Source organism: Bradyrhizobium sp. 187 (assembly GCF_023101005.1).
Classification (GTDB): domain Bacteria; phylum Pseudomonadota; class Alphaproteobacteria; order Rhizobiales; family Xanthobacteraceae; genus Bradyrhizobium; species Bradyrhizobium canariense_D.
This window is the reverse complement of record NZ_CP064693.1, coordinates 7,097,434-7,120,160: the sequence shown is the minus strand read 5'-3', so window position 1 is coordinate 7,120,160 and position 22,727 is coordinate 7,097,434. Positions and strand designations below refer to the sequence as shown.

Annotated in this window: 19 protein-coding genes; 9 read left to right on the top strand and 10 right to left on the bottom strand. The window is 64.8% G+C overall.

Going from position 1 to position 22,727, the window contains the following annotated elements; genetic code table 11:
• Positions 1-126 precede the first annotated feature (126 nt).
• The 4 genes from IVB19_RS34330 to IVB19_RS34315 all read right to left on the bottom strand — a co-directional run bounded on the left by IVB19_RS34330 (position 127) and on the right by IVB19_RS34315 (position 6,529).
• Positions 127-897, bottom strand: coding sequence for a TIGR02186 family protein (locus IVB19_RS34330; RefSeq protein WP_018460023.1), 771 nt, complete (start codon positions 895-897; stop codon positions 127-129).
• Positions 894-1,811: a sulfite exporter TauE/SafE family protein gene (locus IVB19_RS34325; protein ID WP_018460022.1), complete on the bottom strand. Its 918-nt coding sequence runs from the start codon at positions 1,809-1,811 to the stop codon at positions 894-896. Before IVB19_RS34325 ends, IVB19_RS34330 begins: the two co-directional genes overlap by 4 nt.
• A gap of 329 nt (positions 1,812-2,140) precedes the next feature.
• Positions 2,141-5,578, bottom strand: a complete 3,438-nt coding sequence (locus tag IVB19_RS34320; RefSeq protein ID WP_247364182.1) for a tetratricopeptide repeat protein — start codon at positions 5,576-5,578, stop codon at positions 2,141-2,143.
• A gap of 360 nt (positions 5,579-5,938) precedes the next feature.
• Positions 5,939-6,529 carry a PadR family transcriptional regulator gene (locus IVB19_RS34315; protein WP_018460020.1) on the bottom strand — a complete coding sequence of 197 codons (591 nt, stop codon included), beginning with the start codon at positions 6,527-6,529 and terminating at the stop codon, positions 5,939-5,941.
• 200 nt (positions 6,530-6,729) lie between these two features.
• Here IVB19_RS34315 and IVB19_RS34310 point away from each other — a divergent pair, with 200 nt between their 5' ends.
• Genes IVB19_RS34310 through IVB19_RS34295 form a run of 4 tightly spaced genes read left to right on the top strand, consistent with a single transcriptional unit; the run spans position 6,730 to position 12,443 of the window.
• Positions 6,730-7,116, top strand: a complete 387-nt coding sequence (locus IVB19_RS34310; protein WP_018460019.1) for a nuclear transport factor 2 family protein — start codon at positions 6,730-6,732, stop codon at positions 7,114-7,116.
• 38 nt (positions 7,117-7,154) lie between these two features.
• The gene (locus tag IVB19_RS34305; protein ID WP_018460018.1) at positions 7,155-8,945 is read left to right on the top strand and encodes an acyl-CoA dehydrogenase C-terminal domain-containing protein; all 1,791 of its coding nucleotides are present in this window, start codon (positions 7,155-7,157) and stop codon (positions 8,943-8,945) included.
• A gap of 57 nt (positions 8,946-9,002) precedes the next feature.
• Positions 9,003-10,211 (top strand): acetyl-CoA C-acetyltransferase, encoded by a 1,209-nt coding sequence (locus IVB19_RS34300; protein WP_018460017.1) that lies wholly within the window; start codon positions 9,003-9,005, stop codon positions 10,209-10,211.
• A gap of 18 nt (positions 10,212-10,229) precedes the next feature.
• Entirely contained in the window at positions 10,230-12,443 is a 2,214-nt protein-coding gene (locus tag IVB19_RS34295) for an FAD-dependent oxidoreductase (protein WP_085351979.1), read from the top strand.
• A 71-nt stretch (positions 12,444-12,514) separates the two neighbouring features.
• Here IVB19_RS34295 and gstA read toward each other — a convergent pair whose 3' ends face one another.
• Complete coding sequence (gene gstA, locus IVB19_RS34290) at positions 12,515-13,129, bottom strand: glutathione transferase GstA (RefSeq protein ID WP_018460015.1); 615 nt, start codon at positions 13,127-13,129, stop codon at positions 12,515-12,517.
• Between the two features lie 126 nt (positions 13,130-13,255).
• Here gstA and IVB19_RS34285 point away from each other — a divergent pair, with 126 nt between their 5' ends.
• The 3 genes from IVB19_RS34285 to IVB19_RS34275 all read left to right on the top strand — a co-directional run bounded on the left by IVB19_RS34285 (position 13,256) and on the right by IVB19_RS34275 (position 15,904).
• A complete protein-coding gene (locus tag IVB19_RS34285) occupies positions 13,256-13,750 on the top strand; it encodes a MarR family winged helix-turn-helix transcriptional regulator (RefSeq protein ID WP_007599417.1) in 495 nt (164 codons plus the stop codon).
• Positions 13,751-13,849: 99 nt separating this feature from the next.
• Positions 13,850-15,220, top strand: a complete 1,371-nt coding sequence (locus IVB19_RS34280) for a glutamate--cysteine ligase (protein WP_247820789.1) — start codon at positions 13,850-13,852, stop codon at positions 15,218-15,220.
• A gap of 111 nt (positions 15,221-15,331) precedes the next feature.
• Positions 15,332-15,904, top strand: a complete 573-nt coding sequence (locus IVB19_RS34275) for a PAN domain-containing protein (protein ID WP_018460013.1) — start codon at positions 15,332-15,334, stop codon at positions 15,902-15,904.
• A 6-nt stretch (positions 15,905-15,910) separates the two neighbouring features.
• On the opposite strand, the gene IVB19_RS34270 is transcribed toward IVB19_RS34275, so the two are convergent.
• The 5 genes from IVB19_RS34270 to IVB19_RS34250 all read right to left on the bottom strand — a co-directional run bounded on the left by IVB19_RS34270 (position 15,911) and on the right by IVB19_RS34250 (position 19,707).
• Positions 15,911-16,477, bottom strand: coding sequence for a nucleotidyltransferase family protein (locus IVB19_RS34270; RefSeq protein ID WP_018460012.1), 567 nt, complete (start codon positions 16,475-16,477; stop codon positions 15,911-15,913).
• An 8-nt stretch (positions 16,478-16,485) separates the two neighbouring features.
• A complete protein-coding gene (locus IVB19_RS34265; protein WP_018460011.1) occupies positions 16,486-16,833 on the bottom strand; it encodes an MmcQ/YjbR family DNA-binding protein in 348 nt (115 codons plus the stop codon).
• Between the two features lie 9 nt (positions 16,834-16,842).
• Positions 16,843-17,619 (bottom strand): signal peptidase I, encoded by a 777-nt coding sequence (gene lepB, locus IVB19_RS34260; RefSeq protein ID WP_018460010.1) that lies wholly within the window; start codon positions 17,617-17,619, stop codon positions 16,843-16,845.
• Positions 17,616-19,043, bottom strand: a complete 1,428-nt coding sequence (tldD, locus tag IVB19_RS34255; protein ID WP_026233924.1) for a metalloprotease TldD — start codon at positions 19,041-19,043, stop codon at positions 17,616-17,618. The genes lepB and tldD overlap by 4 nt, the downstream gene beginning before the upstream one ends.
• A 118-nt stretch (positions 19,044-19,161) precedes the next feature.
• Positions 19,162-19,707, bottom strand: coding sequence for an invasion associated locus B family protein (locus IVB19_RS34250; RefSeq protein WP_026233923.1), 546 nt, complete (start codon positions 19,705-19,707; stop codon positions 19,162-19,164).
• Between the two features lie 449 nt (positions 19,708-20,156).
• On the opposite strand from IVB19_RS34250, the gene coxB reads away from it, so the two are divergent.
• Both coxB and ctaD read left to right on the top strand, forming a co-directional pair.
• Positions 20,157-20,996, top strand: coding sequence for a cytochrome c oxidase subunit II (gene coxB, locus IVB19_RS34245; protein ID WP_018460007.1), 840 nt, complete (start codon positions 20,157-20,159; stop codon positions 20,994-20,996).
• Positions 20,997-21,083: 87 nt separating this feature from the next.
• Complete coding sequence (gene ctaD, locus IVB19_RS34240) at positions 21,084-22,709, top strand: cytochrome c oxidase subunit I (RefSeq protein WP_007605061.1); 1,626 nt, start codon at positions 21,084-21,086, stop codon at positions 22,707-22,709.
• The last annotated feature ends 18 nt before the right edge of the window (positions 22,710-22,727 follow it).

Here is a 22,727-nt window from a genome sequence, read left to right as displayed (position 1 = left end):
GGCTTGACCGGGGCATCCAGTACGCCGCGGCGGTAATTGTGAGAGCGAGTCGCCTAACGCAGGCCTCTGGAATACTGGGTCGCCCGGTCGAGCCGGGCGACGACGAGAGGAGAGAGCGTAGTCTCCTCAATCCTTGCGAAACACGATCGAAGCCATCCATCCCGTCATCAGCGCCATCGCGGCGGTGACGAGGCCGTAGATCAGGCCGTTCTGCCGCGCGGTGGTGGCGACGAACTGCTCGAAGCCGACCTTGACGATCTCGAACGCGGTCTCGGTCTTGCCGATGAACGCGCCGTCGGCAAACAGCTTGATCTCCACCTCGTAAGTGCCGATCGGCACCTCCGCCGGCAGCGGAATGCCGGTGCGGAACAGCGTCGGCGTCAGGAATGTCACCGCGCTCGGATCCTCGCGGTAGAGACCGCGCTGGGTGCGCAGGCGGATGAAGGCGGAGCGGAACACGTCGTTAGGCACCACATCGGCATAGTCGCCGCTGACACGCTGGGTCAGCAGCACGTTGTTAAGCCCGATCTGCTGACGCCGCGCGATCTCGGGCGAGGTGATGACATCGAAGGAGCGGTTGGCAAATAGCGCGAGATAGCTCGGCACCTCCAGGAACTGGCGGTAGTCGGTGTTGATCCAGATCCCGAAGGTGCGCTCCTTGCGCCGCGTCACCATCTCGGCGCGCGGGCCCATCACGGTGACGACGAGATCGTAGCTCTTGCGATCGGCGGGCGTGGAGGCGTCCTTCTCGACCGAGCCGAACAGCACCAGCTCCTCGCCGGAATAATTCGGCGTCACCGTGACGCGATGGTTGGAGACCGACACGATCAGCCGCTCGGCGCGTGCGACGGAGCCGAGCAGCAGAACGAGCAGGACCGCGAGAGCTGTGCGCATCATCCGTTCACCCCCAGCTCGCGGATGGTGAAGAGGTCTTCGGGCCGGATCACCAGCTCGATGGCGAAGCGAACGCCGACCGAGAGGATCAAGAGGCCGAGCAGCAGCCGCAGCTGCTCGCCGCGGATCTTCTGACCGGCGCGTGCGCCGAACTGCGCGCCGGTGACACCGCCGACCATCAGGATCAGCGCCAGCACCGCGTCGACGAGGTGATTGGTCACCGCATGCAGCAGGGTCGCAAACAGCATCGTGACCAGCGTCAGGACCATCGAGGTGCCGATCACCGTCGAGGTCGGCACCCGCAGCAGATAGATCATGATCGGCACCAGGATGAAGCCGCCGCCGATGCCCATGATGGCGCCGATGAAGCCGATCAGGACGCCGATGATCACGACCGGAATGACCGAGAGGTATATCTTGGAACGCTTGAACCGCATCTTCAGCGGCAGGCCATGGATCCAGTTGTGGGTGCGTCGTGGCGGCACCGCGCCGCGCCGGGTCCGCATTAGGGCGCGCAGGCCTTCGGAGAACATCAGGCTGCCGACGGTGGTGAGCAGCACGACGTAGGACAGTGCGATCATCAGATCGAGCTGGCCGAGCGCACGCAGCTGCGTGAAGGTCCACACGCCCAGCGCCGTCCCGGTCACGCCGCCGCATAACAGCACGCTTGCCAGCGCCGGGTCGATCGCGCGTCGCCGCCAATAGGCGAGCGCGCCGGAAAAGGACGAGGCGGCGATGTGGCTCGCGACGGAGGCGACCGCGACCGCCGGCGTGATGCCGATGAAGATCAGAAGCGGCGTCATCAGGAAGCCGCCGCCGATCCCGAACATGCCGGAGACGAAGCCGACCGCCGCGCCCATCGCTAGCACGAGGAAGACATTGACCGGAAGATCGGCGATCGGGAGATAGAGCTGCATCGAGAGACCACGCTTCCCGCGAGACGGATCGATTGCGCGGAATGCTCGCAGGAGGGCAGAACGATTGCCGCGCCCTTCAATAGCGGAATTCGGTGGCCGGCGGGACCAGGAATTTCAGGCGTGGTGAATGGGCTAAGAGAGATCAGATCACGGCTCGCAGCGAACCGAGCATTCCGCCACCTTCTCCGCCACCTTCTCCGCCGTCATGCCCCGGCTTGACCGGGGCATCCACTATGGCGCAGCTTCTCCGTATCCAACCGACGCCTCTGGAATACTGGGTCGCCCGGTCAAGCCGGGCGACGACAAGAGGAGAAAGCGTACTAAACCGATTAATGCACAGCCGAGGCCGCGCGCTTGGCGGCAACCGGCTTCGGCGCAGGCTTCGCGTTGGCCTGCGGGGCGCTGTCCCAGCCGCCGTTCGGGGCCGCAACATTGACGGCGTCGTCGGGCTGCGGTTCGGCGCTGAAGGTCTGGATCGCGAGCTTGGCGGCGGCGAGCGATTGCGGGTCGAGCCGCTTGGCGACGTCGTCGCGCTTGCCGGCCGCGTCCGCATCGCCCTGGGCGGCGGCGAGCGTGAACCATTTATAGGACTCGGCGAGGTTCTGCTCGACCCCGATGCCGCGGGCATAGAGGATGCCGAGGTTGAACTGGCTGTCGGCGACGCCGCGGTCGGCGGCCTTCCGGAACCACAGTGCCGCGCTCTTGTAATTGGCTCCGCGTCCGCCGCCATCGGCGTCGAGCACCGCGAGATTGTGCATCGCCTTGGCGTTGCCGCGCTCGGCCGCCTGCGTGTAGTAGCGGCGGGCGATGTCGGCGTCCTTCTTCACGCCAAGACCCTTTTCGTAGAGTGTCCCGAGGCGGAAGGTTGCGGGCACGACGCCGGCCTGCGCCGCACGGTCGTACCATTTGGCGGCTTCGTCGTAATTCGCGGCCACGCCCTTGCCCTCGGCAAAGCGCACGCCGATCTCGTAGGCCGCGGTCGCATCGCCCTTCATCGCGGCGGTGCGCAAGCCGGGGCCACCGATGCCGTCAGGCAGCTTTTCGGTCGGCGGCACCTGGATCATCGCGAGTTTCGCGCGGCTCGTGCCCGACAGCGCGCCGGTGACGTCGCTCGACGCCGCAGGCGGGGTTGGCGCCGCGGTTTGCGGGATTTCGACCGAAGCGGTGCCGCTCGGGCTCGTCACGGACCCCGGCGCGGCATTGTTCTGCGACTGCTTTCCGATCGGCGTCGGCGAGGTCATCGAGGGCGTGACCTGCTCTGGCGCGGCGGGCTTGTTCTCAATGGACGGCAGGGCTCGCGGCGCGGGCTCGCTCGACGTATTCTCCATCGCCTGCGGCGCTGGCGACGAGCTGCTGCCATCGAGCAGGTTCATCGCCATCTTGAAGGTGCCGAGCACGATCACGACCACGCTCGCGCCGACCAGCAGCGAGCGGATCTTCGAGGTGATGGTCGACCCGCCTTCCTGGCCCTTGTCCTTGGCGCGACCGGCAGACGCCTTGGCGGCCCGGCCGGTTTTCTCGGGTGGCTGCGCGGCGGCGGCTTGCGCTGCGCGGCGCGCGGCAGCGATGAAGCTCGACGACGACACCGGCTCCTTGGGCGCGGCCGGGATTTCGCTGATTGCGCTTTCGGACGCAGCGATGCGCTCGGACGGCGTGGCGATGCGTGCACCCGGCCTTGTGCCCGGCTCGAGCGGATGATCCGGCGGCAGTTCGGGCGCAAGCGCGGCGCGCGTGGGCGCGGTATGCGGCTCCAGGATTTCGCTGATCGCGCGTGGCGGAACCGGCGGTGCCATCGGCATCGGCGGCGGCGCCGCCGGCGCGGCGGCTTGGAATTCGCGCGGCGCGGCGGCGAAGGCGGCGTGCGCCGCCTGCGCGGCGGCTGGATTGGGCAGCTCGGGCTTCGGATCGTATTTCGGGTGCTGCTGTTGCTGCGGCCGCGGCTCGTGCGCCATCGGCGCGGGCGCCATGGGAGCGGCCATCGGCATCGGCATCGGCTGCGCCGCAGGGGCGGGCGGCGCGGTGCGCACATTGCGAAGATCGCCCTCGATCATCGAGAGACGATCGACGACGTGGCCAAGGGCGTTGTGGACGGCCTCCAGCGAATCCTGGGTGGTCCGGTTGGTCTCGGCCTGGCTGAAGCGGATGTCGGAGAGCTCGCGCTTGACGAGATCGACCATGCCGGAATCGGCGGGCGGCGCGGAGTTGCGGCTCTCGGCCAGCGCGGAATAGGTCGCCTGCTGCCGCTCCAGGTGGCGCAGGATGTCGTGCAGCCCGTCCTCGACGCGGCTGAAATTGCCGTTGCGCGGATCGGAGGCGGCCTCGAGCCGCTCCAGCAGATACGAGACCCGCTGTTCAAGATGAGCGAAGGTCGAAGCCGAGTCGTTGCCGACCTGCATGCGATCGAAACGGTCAGACAGGGCGCGGATCGCGCTTTCGAGCTGCTCGCTGCTCTCGGATGGTTGAGGGCGCTCGCGCGTTTCCAGAGCGGCGGTGAGCGCCGCGATGCGCTGTTCCAGCACCGCAAAACTGTCGCCTTGGCCGGACGCACGGGTGACCTGGTCGACCTTGGACGACAGCAGCTGCACGTCGTCCGAGAGCCGTGCCAGCGCTTCGTTGGAGGCAACGTTGGAGACGATGCCACGCAGCGCCGAGATCGCGCCTTCGAGCTGGCGGACCGTCGACGGATCGTCATTGGCGCGCAGGATCAGATCGAGCTTGGCGCCGAGATTGCGGATCGCCTCGTCATAGCCGGTGAGCTGCTCGGCCGGCGTCAGCGTGCGGAGCACCTGCTTGATCTCGGACAGCGCGTGCTCGATGCCGGACAGGACCTGACCGTCGGTGCCGTTGGAGCGGGTCTCGTCGATGCGCCGATGCAGCGAGCGGATCTCGTTCTCGATCGATTCGATCGCGCGGCGCGGCATCGCCTCGGTGATGGCGTTGCGGATCTCCGCAAGCTCGCTGCGGAACGTGTTGATCGCCTGCTCGGTATTGTCAGGGCGCTGCAGCGATTCGATCTGGCTCGTGATCTTGAGCAGATGGCGCTCAAGCGCAGAGAAATCCGGCCCCGGCTGGGGTGGCGGCGGAGCATAGGCAGGCGCGGGCGGCGCCATCGGGGGCGCGTAAGGAGCTGCCGCGGGCGCGATCGGCGGCGCGGCGCGCGGCGGCATCTGCCTGGGCGTAAAGCCGTCGAGCTCGCTCTGCCGTGCGGTGATCTCGGCCACCGCGACGTCGAACGAAGCGGGGCTCAGGGGCGGTGAGTTGCGATAGACCTGTGCTGCCGCGCGCTCGACCGCATCGGCCTGGCGCTGGCGCGTTTCAACGGGGGCCTGTCGTGGTGCCGGAGCCTGCTGCGGCTTTGAGATTTGCGACAGCCTTGCATCGAGCCGCGAGATCGCGTCGTTGAGCTGGCGCGCAACGCCCTGCTCGCGCGAAACGTCTTGTCGCGGAGTATCTTGTCGCGAAGAATCTTGCCGCGGCGCGGGCTTTGAAATCCGCTCGATCTGCTGGGTGATGGCGTCGAGCCGCTGGTGGATGTCGGCAACTTCGCGGCTTTCCTGGCTCGGTACTTGAGTCGGTACCTGGCTCGGGACGTTCTGGGCTTGCGGACGCTGGTCGTAAAGTCCGCGAAAGTTTGGCGGGGCGGTCTCGCCGAGCGTGGAGTTCAGCCAATCGTTGAGTGACATGCCGGCGCGACGCGCAGCAGCTTCGGCCCGCTCCCGGACGGATGGATCGATGCCGTCAACACTCCACGATACGCGCGAATTCATGACTCTGTCCGGTTCCGACTCCGGCGCCCCATCCGGCGCCTCCAGTCTTCCCTCGCGTGCCGGTTGCAAAGACAATCGGATTTGGCGCGGGTCGTCTGCCTCGAAAACCGACTTTTGTCTGTTACGGTAAATAACGGGTTAAGGAACCCGTTGACGGTGTCTTAAAGTTGGGCGGCGGGGTGCGACACCCACCGCTGTCATGCCCCGCGAAAGCGGGGCATCCAGTACCCGCAGCCTCTCGATTCCAGCCGCGCAGCCTCTGGAATACTGGATCGCCCGCCCCCGTGCGCAATTGCGCACAAGGCGGGCGATGACAGCGGAATAATACGCAACGGCACGTCATGGCGTCTGGCCAGCCCCTCAGCCCTTGCCCTCGCGCTTGCCATCCTCCAGCGGCACCACGGTGCCGCTTGCGCTCATCGCCGACAGGGCCTCGAGCGCCTCTTCGCAGAAATCGGCCACCATCTGCTCGTGCCGGGCGCCGAGCTGAAGCAGCAGCAGGTTACCGAGGTCGAGCACGCCGGACGCCGCCCCTTCCGGGAAGCGCTTCTTCAGGATGCGCTCGTAGTTCTCGTGGCGATCGCGGTGGTGCTCGAGCCGGGCCATCAGGTCGGTGCGCATGGGCTCGAGGCCGATGCTGTCGAGCGCATGCAACCGCACCAGGAGATCGTCCTTGATGGAAGGGGGCGTGCTTGGCCGCGCGGCCCAGTGCCGCAGCGCTGTTCGGCCCTCCGGAGTCAGCGTATAGATCAGTTTATTGGGTTTGCCGGTTTGCACGACCTCGCGGCCCTGGATGTAGCCGCGGTCGCGCAGCTTGGAGAGCTCGCGGTAGATCTGCTGGTGGTCGGCCTTCCAGAAGAAGCCGATCGAGGAATCGAATGTCTTGGCGAGCTCGTAGCCCGTCATCGGACGTTCCGTCAGGCAAGCGAGGATTGCGTCGCCCAAAGCCATGACCCGGTCCTCCTGTTGTCGATCTTAACCAATTGGCTTGACTTTATGCGCATCGGCGCATATGCGTCAATGTGCATATGAGGCGACCCGATAACGAGGGCAAAAACCGCCCCGAAAACCCCAATGGAGTCAACCTTCGCGCTACTGTGCATGGGGTTGTTTTCGCGTTTTTTGCCCGAGCCTTTTAGGGAGGCACCTGAATGACCGGCCTCGAGTCCTGGTACGGCTACATGAAGTCGCATGACCGGGCAGCGCTCTGGGACCTGCTCCATCCCGACGCCGTCTTCGAAAGCCCTGTCGTGCACGCGCCGCAGCGCGGCCGCGACATCACCTTCAAATATCTGGCCAGCGCTGAGAAGGTGCTTGGCGGTCCCGGCTTCAGCTATGTCGGTGAATGGAAGAGTGAGAGCGGCGCCGTGCTCGAATTCAAGACCATGATCGACGGCATCGAGATCAACGGCGTCGACATCATCAGCTTCGACGGCGAGGGGCGCATCACGCATTTCAAGGTGATGGTGCGGCCGCTGAAGGCGATCAACATGCTGCATCGCCTGATGGCGGAACAGCTTGCCGCCACTCAATCCTAAGCCAATACCGTCACTTCAAGGCCTGCCGGGAGACCACCATGCCGATCTACAAAGCCCCCGTCGAAGACGTGAACTTCCTGCTCAACGACGTCTTCCAGATCGACCGCTACGACAATCTGGCCGGCTTCTCCGACGCGTCGAGCGACGTGCGCGAAGCCATTCTCGGCGAAGCTGCCAAGCTCGCCGAAGAAGTGCTGCAGCCGCTCAATCGCGTGGGCGATCTCGAAGGCTGCAAGCGCGCCGATGACGGTAGCGTCACCACGCCGACGGGATTCAAGGAGGCGTTCAAGCAGGTCGCCGAGGGCGGCTGGCTCGGCCTGTCGGCACCAACCGAGTTCGGCGGCCAGGGTCTGCCGGTGACGCTGAGCCAGGCGGTCAACGAATTCCAGATCTCCGCCAACATGGCGTTCTCGATGTATGGCGGCCTCACCATGGGCGCGACCGCGGCGCTGATCGTCCACGGCACGCCGGAGCAGAAGCAGACCTACGTGCCGAAGATGGTGGCGGGCGAGTGGACCGGCACCATGAACCTGACCGAGCCGCATTGCGGCACCGATCTCGGCATGCTCCGCACCAAGGCGGTGCGGCAGGCCGACGGCAGCTTCAAGATCACGGGCACCAAGATCTTCATCTCGGCCGGCGAGCATGACCTCGCGCCCAACATCATCCACCTCGTGCTTGCCCGCATTGAGGGCGCGCCCGCCGGCATCAAGGGCGTGTCGCTGTTCGTGGTGCCGAAATTCCTGGTCAATGCCGATGGTTCGGTCGGCGCACGCAACGGCGTGGTCTGCGGCTCGATCGAGCACAAGATGGGCATTCACGGCAATTCCACCTGCGTGATGAACTACGACAACGCCACCGGCTGGCTGATCGGCGAAGAGAACAAGGGCATGCAGGGCATGTTCGTGATGATGAACGAGGCCCGCCTCGGCGTCGCCGTGCAGGGTCTCGCGCAGTCGGAAGTGGCCTATCAGAACGCGGTCGCCTATGCGCGGGATCGCATCCAGGGCCGTTCGCTCACCGGTGCCAAGGCGCCGGACAAGCCGGCCGATCCGATCATCGTCCATCCCGACGTGCGCCGCACGCTGCTGTCGATCCGCGCCTTCAACGAGGCCGCGCGCGCCTTCGTGATGTGGACCGCGCTGAAGAGCGACGTCGCCCATCGCTCCGAGGATCCCAAGGACCGCCAGGCCGCCGATGATCACATGGGCCTGATGACGCCGGTGCTGAAGGGCTTTCTCACCGATTACGGCTTCGCCAACGCGGTGCAGGCGCAGCAGATGTATGGCGGCCACGGCTATATCGCCGAGCAGGGCATGGAGCAGTTCGTGCGCGATGCCCGCATCGCCATGATCTACGAAGGCGCCAACGGCATCCAGGCGCTCGACCTCGTCGGCCGCAAGCTGCCGCGCGACGGCGGCCGCGCCATCATGGCGTTCTTCGGCGAGGTCATGGCCTTCGCCAAGGAGAACGGCGGCGACGAGGCGATGAAGCCCTACATCACTCCGCTCTCGGCCTCGCTCGGCCATCTCCAGCAGGCCACCACCTGGCTGATGCAGAACGCGATGGCCAAGCCCGACAATGCCGGTGCCGCCGCAACCGATTACCTCAATCTCTTCGGCTTCGTCGCGCTCGGCTATATGTGGGCGAAGATGGCGAAGGTGACGCAAGCCAAGATTGCCGAGAGCGGTGCGACGCCCTATCTCTCGACCAAGCTCGTCACCGGCCGTTTTTTCATGGAGCGGATGCTGCCGGAGACCGCCGCCAATCTCGCGCGCATCCAGGCCGGCTGCGCCACCATCATGGAACTGCCGGCGGAAGCGTTCTGAAGCCGCTTTCGCTGCGACCGGATCACGACCACAAGATCATCACATCAGGAGGGCGTCATGCCTGAGGCATTCATCTACGACCACGTCCGCACCCCGCGCGGCCGCGGCAAGGCGGACGGCGCGCTGCACGAAGTCACCGCGCTCGCGCTCGCGACCGTGCCGCTCAAGGCGCTGAAGGACCGCAACAACCTCCCCGAAGATTCCGTCGATGACGTCATTCTCGGCGTGGTCGATCCGGTCGGCGAAGCCGGCTCCGACATCGCGCGCTTTGCCGCGCTGAAGGCGGGCCTCGGCGAAGCGGTGCCGGGCGTCCAGATCAGCCGCTTCTGCGCCTCCGGCCTCGATGCCGTGAATTTTGCCGCAGCCCAGGTGATGAGCGGCCAGCACGAGCTCGTGATCGGCGGCGGCGCCGAATCGATGAGCCGCGTCGGCATCGGCGCTTCCGGCGGCGCCTGGCCGATGGACCCCTCGATGGCAGTGCCGGCCTATTTCATGCCGCAGGGTGTCTCGGCCGATCTGATCGCGACCAAATACGGCTTCTCGCGTGACGACGTCGACGCCTATGCGGTGCAGAGCCAGCAGCGTGCGGCGAAGTCCTGGGAAGAAGGCCGCTTTGACAAGTCGGTCGTCCCGGTGAAGGACATCAACGGCCTCACCATCCTCGCCAAGGACGAGCATATGCGTCCTTCGACGACGATGCAGTCGCTGGCGCAGCTGCAGCCGGCGTTCACGATGATGGCGCAGATGGGCGGCTTCGATGGCGTCGCGGTGCAGTCGCATCCGGAAATCGAACGCGTCAATTACGTGCACCACGCCGGCAATTCGTCGGGCATTGTCGATGGTGCCGGCGCCGTTTTGCTCGGCAGCAAGGAAGCCGGCGGCAAGTACGGACTGAAGCCGCGTGCAAGGATCCGCGCATTCGCCAATATCGGCTCGGAGCCCGCGATGATGCTGACCGGTCCGGTTGATGTCACCGAAAAGCTGTTCGCGCGCTCGGGCATGAAGAAGTCGGACATCGACCTGTTCGAGCTCAACGAGGCCTTCGCCTCGGTTGTGCTGCGCTACATCCAGGCCTTCGACATCGACAACGCCAAGATCAACGTCAATGGCGGTGCGATCGCGCTCGGCCATCCGCTCGGCGCGACCGGTGCCATGATCCTCGGGACGGTGCTCGACGAGCTCGAGCGCACCAACAAGGCGACCGCACTGGTGACGCTGTGCATCGGCGGCGGCATGGGCACCGCGACCATCATCGAACGCGTCTAAGGGGAGGGAGCAACCAGCATGGCTTACAAGAACTTCAAGGTTGAGACCGATTCCGACGGCATCGCGCTCGTGACCTGGGACATCCCGGGCCGTTCGATGAACGTGCTCGACGAGACATCGACCAGCGAGCTCGACGCGATCGTCAAGGCGACCACGGCCGACGCCGTGGTGAAGGGGGTCGTCATCACCTCCGCCAAGGAGGCGTTCTGCGCGGGTGCCGATCTTTCCATGCTCGAGGGCATGAATCAGGCCTACGCAAAAGTGTTTGGGGAGCAGGGCGAGACGGCCGCGAACCAGATGCTGTTCGAGCAGAGCCGGCGCTTCTCGCAGGTGCTGCGCTCGATCGAAACCTCCGGCAAGCCGTGGGCGGCGGCGATCAACGGCCTCGCGCTCGGCGGCGGTTTCGAGATTACGCTGTGCTGCCACTATCGCGTGGCGGCGGAGAATCCCAAGACCCGCCTCGGTCTGCCCGAGGTCAAGGTCGGCCTGTTCCCGGGCGCCGGCGGCACGCAGCGCGTGCCGCGCCTGGTGCCGCCGCAGGACGCGATGACGATCCTGCTCAAGGGCGATCCGGTCACGATCGAGAAAGCCAAGGCGCTGAATCTGATCCACGCCATCGTTCCCGCCGCCGACCTCGTCAAGGCGGCAAAGGACTGGATCAAGGGCGGCGGCAAGGCTGTTGCGCCCTGGGACGAGAAGGGCTTCAAGCTGCCGGGCGGTCCGGTGTTCTCCAAGGCCGGCATGATGATGTTCCCGGCCGGCAACGCGATCTATCGCCGCGAGACCTACGACAATTATCCGGCCGCACGCGCGATCATGAGCTGCGTCTACGAGGGCCTGCAGCTGCCGATCGACGCCGCGCTCCGTGTCGAGTCGCGCTACTTCACCTCGGTGCTGCGCTCGAAGGAAGCGGCTGCGATGATCCGCAGCCTGTTCCTGTCGATGCAGGAGCTCAACAAGGGCGCGCGCCGTCCGAAGGATGTGCCGCCGACCAAGGTGAAGAAGATCGCCGTGATCGGCGCCGGCTTCATGGGCGCGAGCGTCGGCTATGTCTCAGCCCGTGCCGGTCTCGACGTCGTCCTGATCGATCGCGACCAGGAGAGCGCCGACAAGGGCAAGGCGCATGCGCAAAAGGTGATCGAGGAGCAGATCAAGAAGGGCCGCGCCAAGCCCGGCGACGCAGAAGCGCTGCTCGCGCGCATCACGGCGACCGCGGACTATTCCGCGCTCAAGGACGTCGATCTCGTCATCGAGGCCGTGTTCGAGGACCGCAAGGTCAAGGCTGATACCTTTGCCAAGGCGCAGGAGCACATGAAGCCGGACGTGATCTTCGCGTCCAACACCTCGACGCTTCCGATCACCTCGCTGGCGGAATCCTTCAAGGACCAAGGCAGGTTCGTCGGCATCCACTTCTTCTCGCCGGTCGAGAAGATGATGCTGGTCGAGATCATCCAGGGCAAGAACACCGGCGATCTCGCGATCGCGACCGCGCTCGACTACGTCCGGCAGATCGGCAAGACGCCGATCGTCGTCAACGACTCCAGAGGCTTCTTCGCCAATCGCTGCGTCGGCCGCTACGTCGCCGAGGGCAACGAGATGTTCCTCGAGGGCGTGCCGCCGGCGATGATCGAGAACTGCGCCAAGATGGCCGGCATGCCGGTCGGCCCGCTCTCGCTGTCGGACGAGGTCGCGCTCGACCTCGGGCTCAAGATCATGAAGGCGACGGAAGCCGATCTCGGCCCCAACGCCATCAATCCCGATCAGAAGAAGCTGATGGTGGAAATGGTCGAGAAGCAGGGCCGTCTGGGCCGCAAGAACAGCAAGGGCTTCTACGACTACCCCGAGAAGGGCAAGGGACAGAAGAGCCTGTGGCCCGGCTTGTCCGCGCTGCAGCCCAAGCAGCTCGACCCAGATACCCTCGACGTCGAGGAGTTGAAGCAGCGCTTCCTGGTAGTGCAGGCGGTGGAGGCCGCGCGCACCGTTGAGGACCACGTCATCACCGATCCGCGCGAAGCGGATGTCGGCTCGATCCTCGGCTTCGGCTTTGCGCCGTTCACCGGTGGCACGCTGTCCTACATCGACTTCATGGGTCCCAAGAAGTTCGTCGAACTCTGCCACAAGCTGGAGGCGAAATACGGATCGCGCTTCACCCCGCCGAAATTGCTCGAAGAGATGGCGGCGAAGGGCGAGACCTTCTACGGCCGCTTCGCGCCAAAGAAGGCGGCGGCGTGATTCTCTGAACCGTAGCCGGGATGAAAAATACGAAAGGCCGGATTCTCGATCCGGCCTTTCGCATGTGTGCCTCAGGCAGCCTGGATCAGCCCTTCCTTCTTCATCGCTTCCTGCACCTGCGGCCGCGCCGCGACGCGGGTCTTGTACGCGGCAAGGTTCGGCATCGCCGAGAGGTCGAACTTCATCCGGTCGCCCCAGGTCAGCATCGTGAAGAGATAACCGTCGGCCACCGTGAACTGCTTGCCCATGAGGTAGTCGCGGCCGGCGAGCTGGCTGTCGATGTATTTCAGCTTGCCCATGACGCGGTCCTTGAAGAAGGCCTTGGCCTCGTCGTTCAGCGTCGGCGCGAACATCGGGCCGAAGCTCTTGTGGACCTCCGAGGTGAGGAAGTTCAGCCATTCGAGCAGCTTGTAGCGCTCGGCGCTGCCGTGGGCCGGCGCCAGCGCCTTGGCTGAGGCCTGATCGGCGATCATCTGGACAATCACCGGGCCTTCGGTCACGATCTCTCCGCTATCGAGGCCCAGCGCAGGGACCTGGCCCTTGGGGTTCAGCTTCAGATAATCCTCACCGTTTTCGAGCTTCTTGGCCCGAATATCGACCTTGACCAGTTCATAGGGCAGGCCGGCTTCCAGGAGCGCGATATGGGGGGACAGCGAGCACGCACCGGGCGAATAGTACAATTTCATGGAATTTCCTCCTCTTGTTGCTTGGTTCAGGCGAAAGAACGACTACATGCATCTGCTTGAAATAGTCAAGATTGATGCAGGTGCATCGAATAGGGTAAGAGACGGGCGACGAGCTTGAGCGGGACCATGAAACGCAAACCATCGACCGAGGCGACTTCCGCCTGGATCCGCTTGATGCGGGTGCAGAGCCGTGTGCTCAATTGCGTCGAGCAGGACCTGAAGAAGGCCGGCTTCCCGCCGCTCGCATGGTATGACGCGCTGCTCGAACTGTCACGGGCGCCCTCGGGCGAGCTCCGGCCGGTCGAACTCGAACGGCAGATGCTGATCCCGCAATATTCGACATCGCGGCTGATCGACCGCCTGGTCGACGAAGGCCTCGCCTCGCGGCGTGAATGCAAGATCGACAAGCGCGGCCAGTTCGTGGAGATCACGGAAGCCGGCCGCGAATTGCAGAAGCGGATGTGGGGCGCCTATTCGGCCGCGATCGAGAAATATGTCGGTTCGAAGCTGTCCGATGCGGATGCCGTGAAGCTCAGCGGTCTGCTCGACCGTCTGGGCTGCTCGTGCGGCGAGATGAAACTGCCGCCTGCCCACGTCAACGAAACCACGCCGTTGCGATGATCGCGCGGCAAACCAGCTCGTCCGTGCAGCCGGTGGCTGCGCGGACCATCCCTGTCACCCACGCGCGTTCGATCGAAGCGCTTTTGATTAGAGTCTGATATGGCGCGAGACCAGATCGATATGACGCCGCTGCAATCGCGCGACGAACTCGTCGCGTGGTTCGAGGCTGGTTGCAAGGACCCGTCCGAATTCCGCATGGGCACCGAGCACGAGAAGACGCCGTTCACGCTCGAAGGCCACCGTCCGGTGCCCTACGAGGGCGCGCGCGGTATCGGCGCGCTGCTCGAAGGCATGAAACTCCTGCTCGGCTGGGAGCCGATCATGGAGAAGGGCAACATCATCGGCCTCTACGACGTCACTGGCGGCGGCGCGATCTCGCTCGAGCCTGGCGGGCAGTTCGAACTCTCGGGTGCCCCCGTCGAGAACGTGCACCAGACCCAGAGTGAGCTGATGGCGCATCTGGCGCAGGTGCGCGAGATCGCAACGCCGCTCGGCATCGGCTTCCTCGGCCTCGGCATGACGCCGTCCTGGTCGCGCGCCGACATCCCGGTGATGCCCAAGGGCCGCTACAAGATCATGACCAATTACATGCCGAAGGTCGGCCAGTACGGCCTCGACATGATGTACCGGACCTGCACGGTACAGACCAATCTCGACTTCTCCTCCGAAGCGGACATGGTCAAGAAGCTGCGTGTCTCGCTCGGGCTCCAGCCGGCCGCAACCGCCTTGTTCGCCAATTCGCCGTTTACCGAGGGCAAGCCAAACGGCTTTCTCTCCTTCCGGTCCGAGATCTGGCGCGACACCGACAACGCGCGCGCCGGCATGATGCCGTGGGCATTCGAGGACGGCATGGGCTTCGAGCGCTATGTCGACTACGCGCTCGACGTGCCCATGTATTTCGTCAAGCGCGACGAGGACTACATCGACGTCTCGGGCTCCTCGTTCCGCGCCTTCTTCGATGGCCGCAACAACAATTTGCCCGGGGAACGCCCGACGCTGTCGGACTGGGCCAACCATCTTTCGACGATTTTCCCGGAGGTGCGGCTCAAGCGCTATCTCGAGATGCGCGGCTCCGACGGTGGCCCGTGGGGCCGTCTGCCGGCGCTATCGGCGTTCTGGGCCGGGTTGCTCTACGACGATGTGTCGCTGGATGCCGCCTGGGACCTCGTGAAGCACTGGACCGCGCATGAGCGTCAGGCGCTGCGCGACGACGTGCCACGCTTCGGGTTCAAGTCGCGAATCAAGGACCGCTATCTGTTCGAGATCGCCAAGGAGTGCCTCGTTCTGGCGCATGCCGGCTTGCGCCGGCGCGGCCGGATCGACCAGCTTGGCCGCGACGAGACCAGGCATCTGGAGCCGCTCGATCGCATTATCGATTCCGGCCGCACGCCGGCTGAGGAGATGCTCGACAAGTTCAACGGTCCCTGGAACCGCTCGGTGGAACCGGCCTACGCGGAATACGCGTTCTAGACCCAAGGCAAAACGATCGGACTCGGGCCGTTCATCGCCCGTACAGGTTTGCGGCGATCAAATGGCCAGCTGAAAAACCCGAGCGTCGTCAATAACTCGAAAGCTGTTCCGATGGGGAAGGGCCGCCTGGCCGTCATGGCAAGCGTCCTGGCAGGCGTCGTAGCCTGCGCCGCGTTGCTTTCGCTCGTGTTTGCGAGCTGGCCTGCGCGCGCCCAGACGGCGTTCGACCGGCCAGGCGGAGATTATTTCAGCTCTCCGGTCACGTCGGGCGATCCCGAGGATTGCGCGCTGCTGTGCGAGCGCGACCGCCGTTGCCGCTCGTGGAGCTTCAACTATCCTGACATCGAAGGCGGCTCGGCGGTGTGCTGGCTGAAGAACACGGTGCCTGCGCGCGTGCCGGGAAGCTGCTGCATCTCCGGCGTGCGCGGCGCCGGTGTGATCGAGCCGCGTGTCGAAGGCGTGGAGACCTCCATCGACCGCCCCGGCGGCGATTTGCGCAATTTCGAGATGAAGGACGGCGAAGGCGAAGAAGCCTGCAAGGCCGTCTGCACCGCCGACAACAAATGCCGCGCCTTCACCTATGCCCGCCCGGGCTACACGGGACGCGAAGCGCGCTGTTTCCTGAAAAAGGAGATCAAGCCGCCGCGGCGGAAGGCGGGATTCACGTCGGGCGTGGTGAGATAGCTCGGATCATTCCGGCGCAATCACCGTAAGCTCGGGCCACAACGCCCTCCATCTCGCGGCCTTTACCGCGTAATTCGCTGCGGAGAAATTCGGGCTTGGATTGGGGCGTGCAATCAAGCCCGCCACGTCATCGAAGCCGTGCGGCGCATAAACGTGGAAACCGTCGTCCGAGCGCCGCACGCCCACTTGCGTGTTCTGTGTGAGGAAACGGTCGATACCGTCAGTCGAGCACGACAGCGGCGGATAGGGCAGGCCGTGCTTGGCCGGGTACCACAGATGCACGCGTGCCTGGTTGCGGGTCTCGATCTTGACGCCGAGATGATCGAGGCGCGCTTGCAGCTTGCGGATCACGACGTCCTCCGCGTCCCAGGAGGTGTCAGGGTCGAAGTAGAAGACGTCGTAATCGGCAATGCCGTAATCGATCGCACGGCCGGTGAGCACGTTCCAAACCGATTGCACGAGACATCCCGAGACCAGCCACGCATCGGGCAGCGCGAGCTGGTGGAGCTCATCGAGAATCGCGACGTTAATCGGGTTCTTTAGCGCCAGCGCGAGGAAGCGGGCCTCATCCATGACAGTCGTCACGCGCTCACGCGTGCATCATAATCCGCTCGCGCCGCCTTCGAAGCCAGCGCGCGCCAACGCCGCCGCAGCAGCGACTCCACGATCGCGCGCTTTGCCTTGGACAGGCGGATCAGCACTATCGGATAATCGGCGTAGTGATCGGTGAAGTAGAAGATTTTTGGCTGGCTCTCGACCAGCATCGCGCGCTCGTCGACCGGGACGTCCGGCATCACCAGGCTGTCGCCATCTTCCTTCAGACGCGCCAGCATCTTCTTGCGCACCTTTAGTGCGGGCGTGCCGTAGGAGGTACCGTCCTCGACCTCCGGCCACGTCAGTGCGAATTTTCTGACGTCGTCGAAGGTCATGAGATCGGTTCAATGCACGGCGGTGAAAAACCGCGCCATGCGAAATCCGGACAGCCAGGTCCACACCGGCTGGCCCCGGATACCGAGATCCCAGGATCCGAGCACGGCGTCTGCGCGGCCGACCAGATTGTCGATCGGCAACATGCCGACGCCGCCGGAGCGCAAGGGCACGCGGCTGTCGGCGGAATTGTCGCGGTTGTCGCCGAGCACGAAGAGATGGCCTGCCGGCACCGTCACTTCCTGCGTGTTGTCGAGCGGACCGTTGTCACGCATCTTGAAGATCAGATGCGAGACGCCGTTCGGCAGCGTCTCGACATAGCGATAGGCGGGTTCGCTGCCGCCATTGTCGTCCTCGGCGGCACCAACGCCGTCCGGCTTCAACTCGGCGGGGCGATCGTTGACGAAGAGCTGGCCCTGGCGCAGCTGGATGCGGTCGCCGGGCAGGCCCACGACGCGCTTGACCCAGGCCTGCGAGCGGTCGCCGGGCCAGCGGAAGACCACGACGTCGCCCTGCTTCGGCGTTTCCGCGAAGACGCGGCCGCTCTCGGGCAGGTTGATCTGGATCGGCAGCGACGAGGTGCCGTAGCCGTAGGGGAATTTCGAGGCGATCAAGGCGTCGCCGATCAACAGCGTCGGCTCCATCGAGCCCGACGGCACGTAGAACGGCTCGGCCAGCGCACCCTTGGCGATGAACACCGCCGCGACGATGCCGGCGAGCTGCACCAGCTGGCCGCCCCAGCCGCTGCTCTTCCGCTTCGTGGTGACAGTTATCTTCTCGACGCTCATCCGCCTGTTCCACCCACCGTAATGCGTTCCATCAACAGCGACGGCTGGCCGACGCCGACCGGCACGCCCTGACCGTTCTTGCCGCAGGTGCCGATGCCGGTATCGAGCGCGAGGTCGTTGCCGATCATGCGGATGCGATGCAGGTCGGTCGGCCCGTTGCCGATCAGCATGGCGCCCTTCAGGGGCGCACCGATCTTGCCGTTCTCGATCTTGTAAGCCTCGGTGCACTGAAACACGTATTTGCCCGAGGTGATATCCACCTGGCCGCCGCCGAAATTCGCGGCGAAGACGCCGTTCTTCACCGACGCGAGGATCTCGGCCGGATCGCGGTCGCCCGCCAGCATGTAGGTGTTGGTCATGCGCGGCATCGGCACGTGGGCATAGCCCTGGCGGCGGCCGTTGCCGGTCGGCTTCATGTTCATCAGGCGGGCGTTCTGACGGTCCTGCATGTAGCCGACCAGGACGCCGTCCTCGATCAGCACGGTGCGGTTGGTCGGCGTTCCCTCATCGTCGATCGACAGCGAGCCGCGGCGCGAGGCAATCGTGCCGTCGTCGACCACGGTCACGCCCTTGGCCGCGACCTGCTGGCCCATCAGGCCGGCAAACGCGGACGTCTTCTTGCGGTTGAAGTCACCTTCGAGGCCATGGCCAACCGCCTCATGCAGCATCACGCCGGGCCAGCCGGCCCCGAGCACGACGTCCATCTCGCCGGCGGGGGCGGGAATCGATTCCAGGTTGACCAGAGCCTCACGCAACGCGCCGTCGGCGGCGTCGCGCCAGTTCTTGCTTTCGATGAATTCGGCGTAGCCGGCGCGGCCGCCATAGCCCTTGCTGCCGCTCTCCTGGCGGTCGCCCTGACCGGCGACGACGGAGACGTTGACGCGCACGAGCGGGCGGATGTCGCGATAGCTCTCGCCGTCGGGCCGCAGGATCTCGACCACCTGCCAGGTCGCGCCCAGGCTGACGCTGACCTGCCGCACCCGCGGATCCTTGTCGCGCAGATAAGCGTCGATCTCGGCGAGCAGTTTGACCTTGGTCTCGAAGCCGGGGGCATCGAGCGGATTGTCGTCACTATAAAGCCGCACGTTGGTATGCGCAGGAGGCGCGGCGAAGCTGCCGGAATAACCGCCGCGCACGGCCGCGACCGCGTCCGCAGCGCGAATCAGCGCCGGCAGCGACACGTCGGAGGAATGCGCGTAGCCGACGGCGTCGTCCTTGACGGCGCGCAGGCCAAAACCCTGCGAGGTATCGTAGGTCGCCTGCTTCAGCCGGCCATTGTCGAACATCAGCGCTTCGGTCTGGCTGTATTCCAGGAACAATTCGCCGTCGTCGGCACCGGCAAGCCCGCGCGCGAGCTCGTTGCGAACCTGATCGCGGTCGAGATTGGCGCGGTCGAGCAGGGAGGTTGTGGCAGGGTTGGTCATGCGTCCGTCCATTATCGGGGGATGTGAGGCAAGATAATGGTTTCCCGGCACTTCCGCGAGGGCGCCAAGTCTCACATTACGGAAACAATAGGATTCGCGGGCCTAACCGCCCTTCGCACTACGGCAGCTTGTCATAGCCCTCGCCGAGCCCGTTCAGGCTGAGCGGGAAGCCGATGCCTTCTTCCGGGGTCTCGAAGATGATGAAGGTCGCGGTCTTGGCAGTGCGGAGCTGGCCGAGCAGCTTGTCGTCCATGACGACCTCGGCGACGCAGCCATTGGGCAGGCAGCGGACAAAGCCGGCACGGCCTACGTCCTGGTTGTCGAGCTTGAGGCCGAGGCCGGAGGGCAGGAGAACGCCGAGGGGGGCGACCACCCGCATCAGGCGGCTCTTCTGGTCGGCGGTCTTGAGAACGATCACGGTCAGGCCGGCGTTGGAGCGGTCTTCGGCCACCACGCTCTGGATCAGGGCGCATTGCTCGGACTGGGCGCCCGGCGGGGTGTCGCAGCGGATCTGCCAGTCGCCATGGACGGAGCGCACCGCGCCCTGCGCATGGGCGAGGCCCGGAAGCGCCAGGACGACGACCGCCGCCAGCAGAGCGGCCAGCATCGTGAGGCTGCCAGCCTGGCTTTTAGCCCGCCTTGCCATGGATCTCGAAAACCCCATCGGGTCGGTCCCTCTGCTCGCCTGGGTCGCTCGCGTCAGGCGGACTGATACGGGAATGACGGCGTCTTGAAGGCGATTCGCAAGCAAATTCCACGCCGCCCCGGCCGCAATCGCCCGCACGAATCAGGTTCCTGTGCGGCTGTGCGCCAAGTGCCTACCGCGGGCAATTCCGCTGTCAAGCGGCAGCATCCCGGGAAATGGTATTTTTGTCTGATGTTACTAGGAAATATCTTGCGGGTGATGGCTGACAGACGAGGCTCAAGACTGCATTGCGATAGATCAAGAATTATGGTTTGAGAGGCTTGATTTCGGCGTTCTAGCGATCTGGCCCCAATTCCTCTTAGAGGTATTCTTGCGCGGCGGTTTGTCAGACGGGGGGATCGAATAAAGCGTTTCCCGAAAATAGGGGAATGCACTTGGGGTGATTTCGTTAGGGGAGCGCGAACGGCATGAAGATGTCGATGGGCCCGGTGGGCCGGCACTTGCTGGGATTGGCCGTGGCGGGTCTGACGCTGGCGACGGGCGGTGCGGCATTTGCCGAGCTGGGGCAGCCGGCTGCGTGGGAGTGGACGCTTCAGCAGTCCGGGTCCCCGGTGATGGACAACATCGTCTGGTTCCATAATTTCCTGTTCGTGCTGATCACGCTGATCACGCTGTTCGTTCTGGCGCTGCTCGTGATCGTTGTCGTGAAGTTCAACGCGAGAGCCAATCCGGTGCCGTCGCGGACCACGCACAACACGCTGATCGAGGTGGCGTGGACGCTCGTGCCGGTGTTGATCCTGGTCGGCATTTCGGTGCCGTCGTTCCGCCTCCTGTTCCTCGAGCTCGACGTGCCGAAGGCGGATCTGACCATCAAGGCGACCGGCAAGCAGTGGTACTGGTCCTACGCCTATCCTGATAACGGCAAGTTCGAGTTCGACTCGCTGATGGCCCAGGACAAGCAGCCCCGTCTGCTGGGCGTCGACAATGAGATGGTGGTGCCCGTCAACAAGGTGGTTCGGGTTCAGGTGACCGGGGCCGACGTGATTCATGCCTTTGCGCTGCCGGCCTTCGGCGTCAAGATCGACGCCATTCCGGGCCGGCTCAACGAAACCTGGTTCAAGGCCACCAAGACCGGCATGTTCTACGGCCAGTGCTCGGAATTGTGCGGCAAGGACCACGCCTTCATGCCGATCGCGATCCGTGTGGTGAGCGACCAGGAGTTCGCCTCCTGGGTCGAGACCGCGAAGAAGAAATATGCGAGCGGCGGCACCAGCACCTACGCCTCCACGGCCGGCCCGACGCAGTGAGCGCCGGGCGCAGGGTTCGAGGAAACTGAAAGCGACATAAGGCGGGACCTCCAGAGGTCCGATCGGGACGCAAGGCAGGATTAGAAAATGGCAACGAGCGCAGCGGCACACGGCGATCACGCGCAAGACCACGGACATGACGAGCACGCCCATCCGACCGGATGGCGGCGCTACGTCTATTCGACCAACCACAAGGACATCGGCACGATGTACCTGATCTTCGCGGTCATCGCCGGCGTCATCGGCGCCGCGATGTCGATCGCGATCCGTGCCGAGCTGATGTATCCGGGCGTGCAGATCTTCCACGAGACGCACACCTACAATGTGTTCGTGACCTCCCATGGTCTGATCATGATCTTCTTCATGGTCATGCCCGCGATGATTGGCGGCTTCGGCAACTGGTTCGTGCCGCTCATGATCGGCGCGCCCGACATGGCGTTCCCGCGCATGAACAACATCTCGTTCTGGCTGCTGCCGGCCTCGTTCGCGCTGTTGCTGATGTCGACCTTCGTCGAGGGCGAGCCGGGCGCCAACGGCGTCGGCGCCGGCTGGACCATGTACGCGCCGCTGTCGAGCTCGGGCCATCCGGGCCCGGCGGTGGACTTCGCGATCCTGTCGCTGCATCTGGCGGGCGCTTCCTCGATCCTGGGCGCCATCAATTTCATCACCACGATCTTCAACATGCGCGCGCCGGGCATGACCCTGCACAAGATGCCGCTGTTTGTGTGGTCGATCCTGGTGACGGTGTTCCTGCTGCTGTTGTCGCTGCCGGTGCTCGCCGGTGCGATCACGATGCTGCTCACTGACCGCAATTTCGGCACGACGTTCTTCAATCCGGAAGGCGGCGGCGATCCCGTGCTGTTCCAGCATCTGTTCTGGTTCTTCGGTCACCCCGAAGTGTACATCCTGATCCTGCCCGCCTTCGGCATGGTCAGCCAGATCGTCTCGACCTTCTCGCGCAAGCCCGTGTTCGGCTATCTCGGCATGGCCTACGCCATGGTCGCGATCGGCGGCATCGGCTTCGTGGTGTGGGCGCACCACATGTACACGGTCGGCATGTCCTCGGCGACGCAGGCCTATTTCGTCGCCGCCACGATGGTCATCGCGGTCCCGACCGGCGTGAAGATCTTCTCGTGGATCGCCACGATGTGGGGCGGCTCGATCGAGTTCCGCGCGCCGATGATCTGGGCGGTGGGATTCATCTTCCTGTTCACCGTCGGCGGCGTCACCGGCGTGGTGCTGGCGAATGCCGGCGTCGACCGCGTGCTCCAGGAGACCTACTACGTGGTCGCGCACTTCCACTACGTGCTGTCGCTCGGTGCGGTGTTCGGAATCTTCGCCGGCTGGTACTACTGGTTCCCGAAGATGTCCGGCTACATGTACAATGAAGGGCTCGCCAAGGCGCACTTCTGGGTCACCTTCATCGGCGTGAACCTGGTGTTCTTCCCGCAGCACTTCCTCGGTCTGTCGGGCATGCCTCGCCGCTATGTCGATTATCCCGACGCGTTCGCGGGCTGGAACCTGGTCTCGTCGGTCGGCTCCTATATCTCCGGCTTCGGCGTGCTGATCTTCCTCTACTGCGTGATCGACGCCTTCGCGAAGAAGGTGCCGGCTGGCGACAATCCGTGGGGTGCAGGTGCGACCACGCTGGAATGGACGCTGCCCTCGCCGCCGCCCTTCCACCAGTTCGAAGTGCTGCCCCGCGTGCAGTAAGCCAATGCTCGCGGCGCC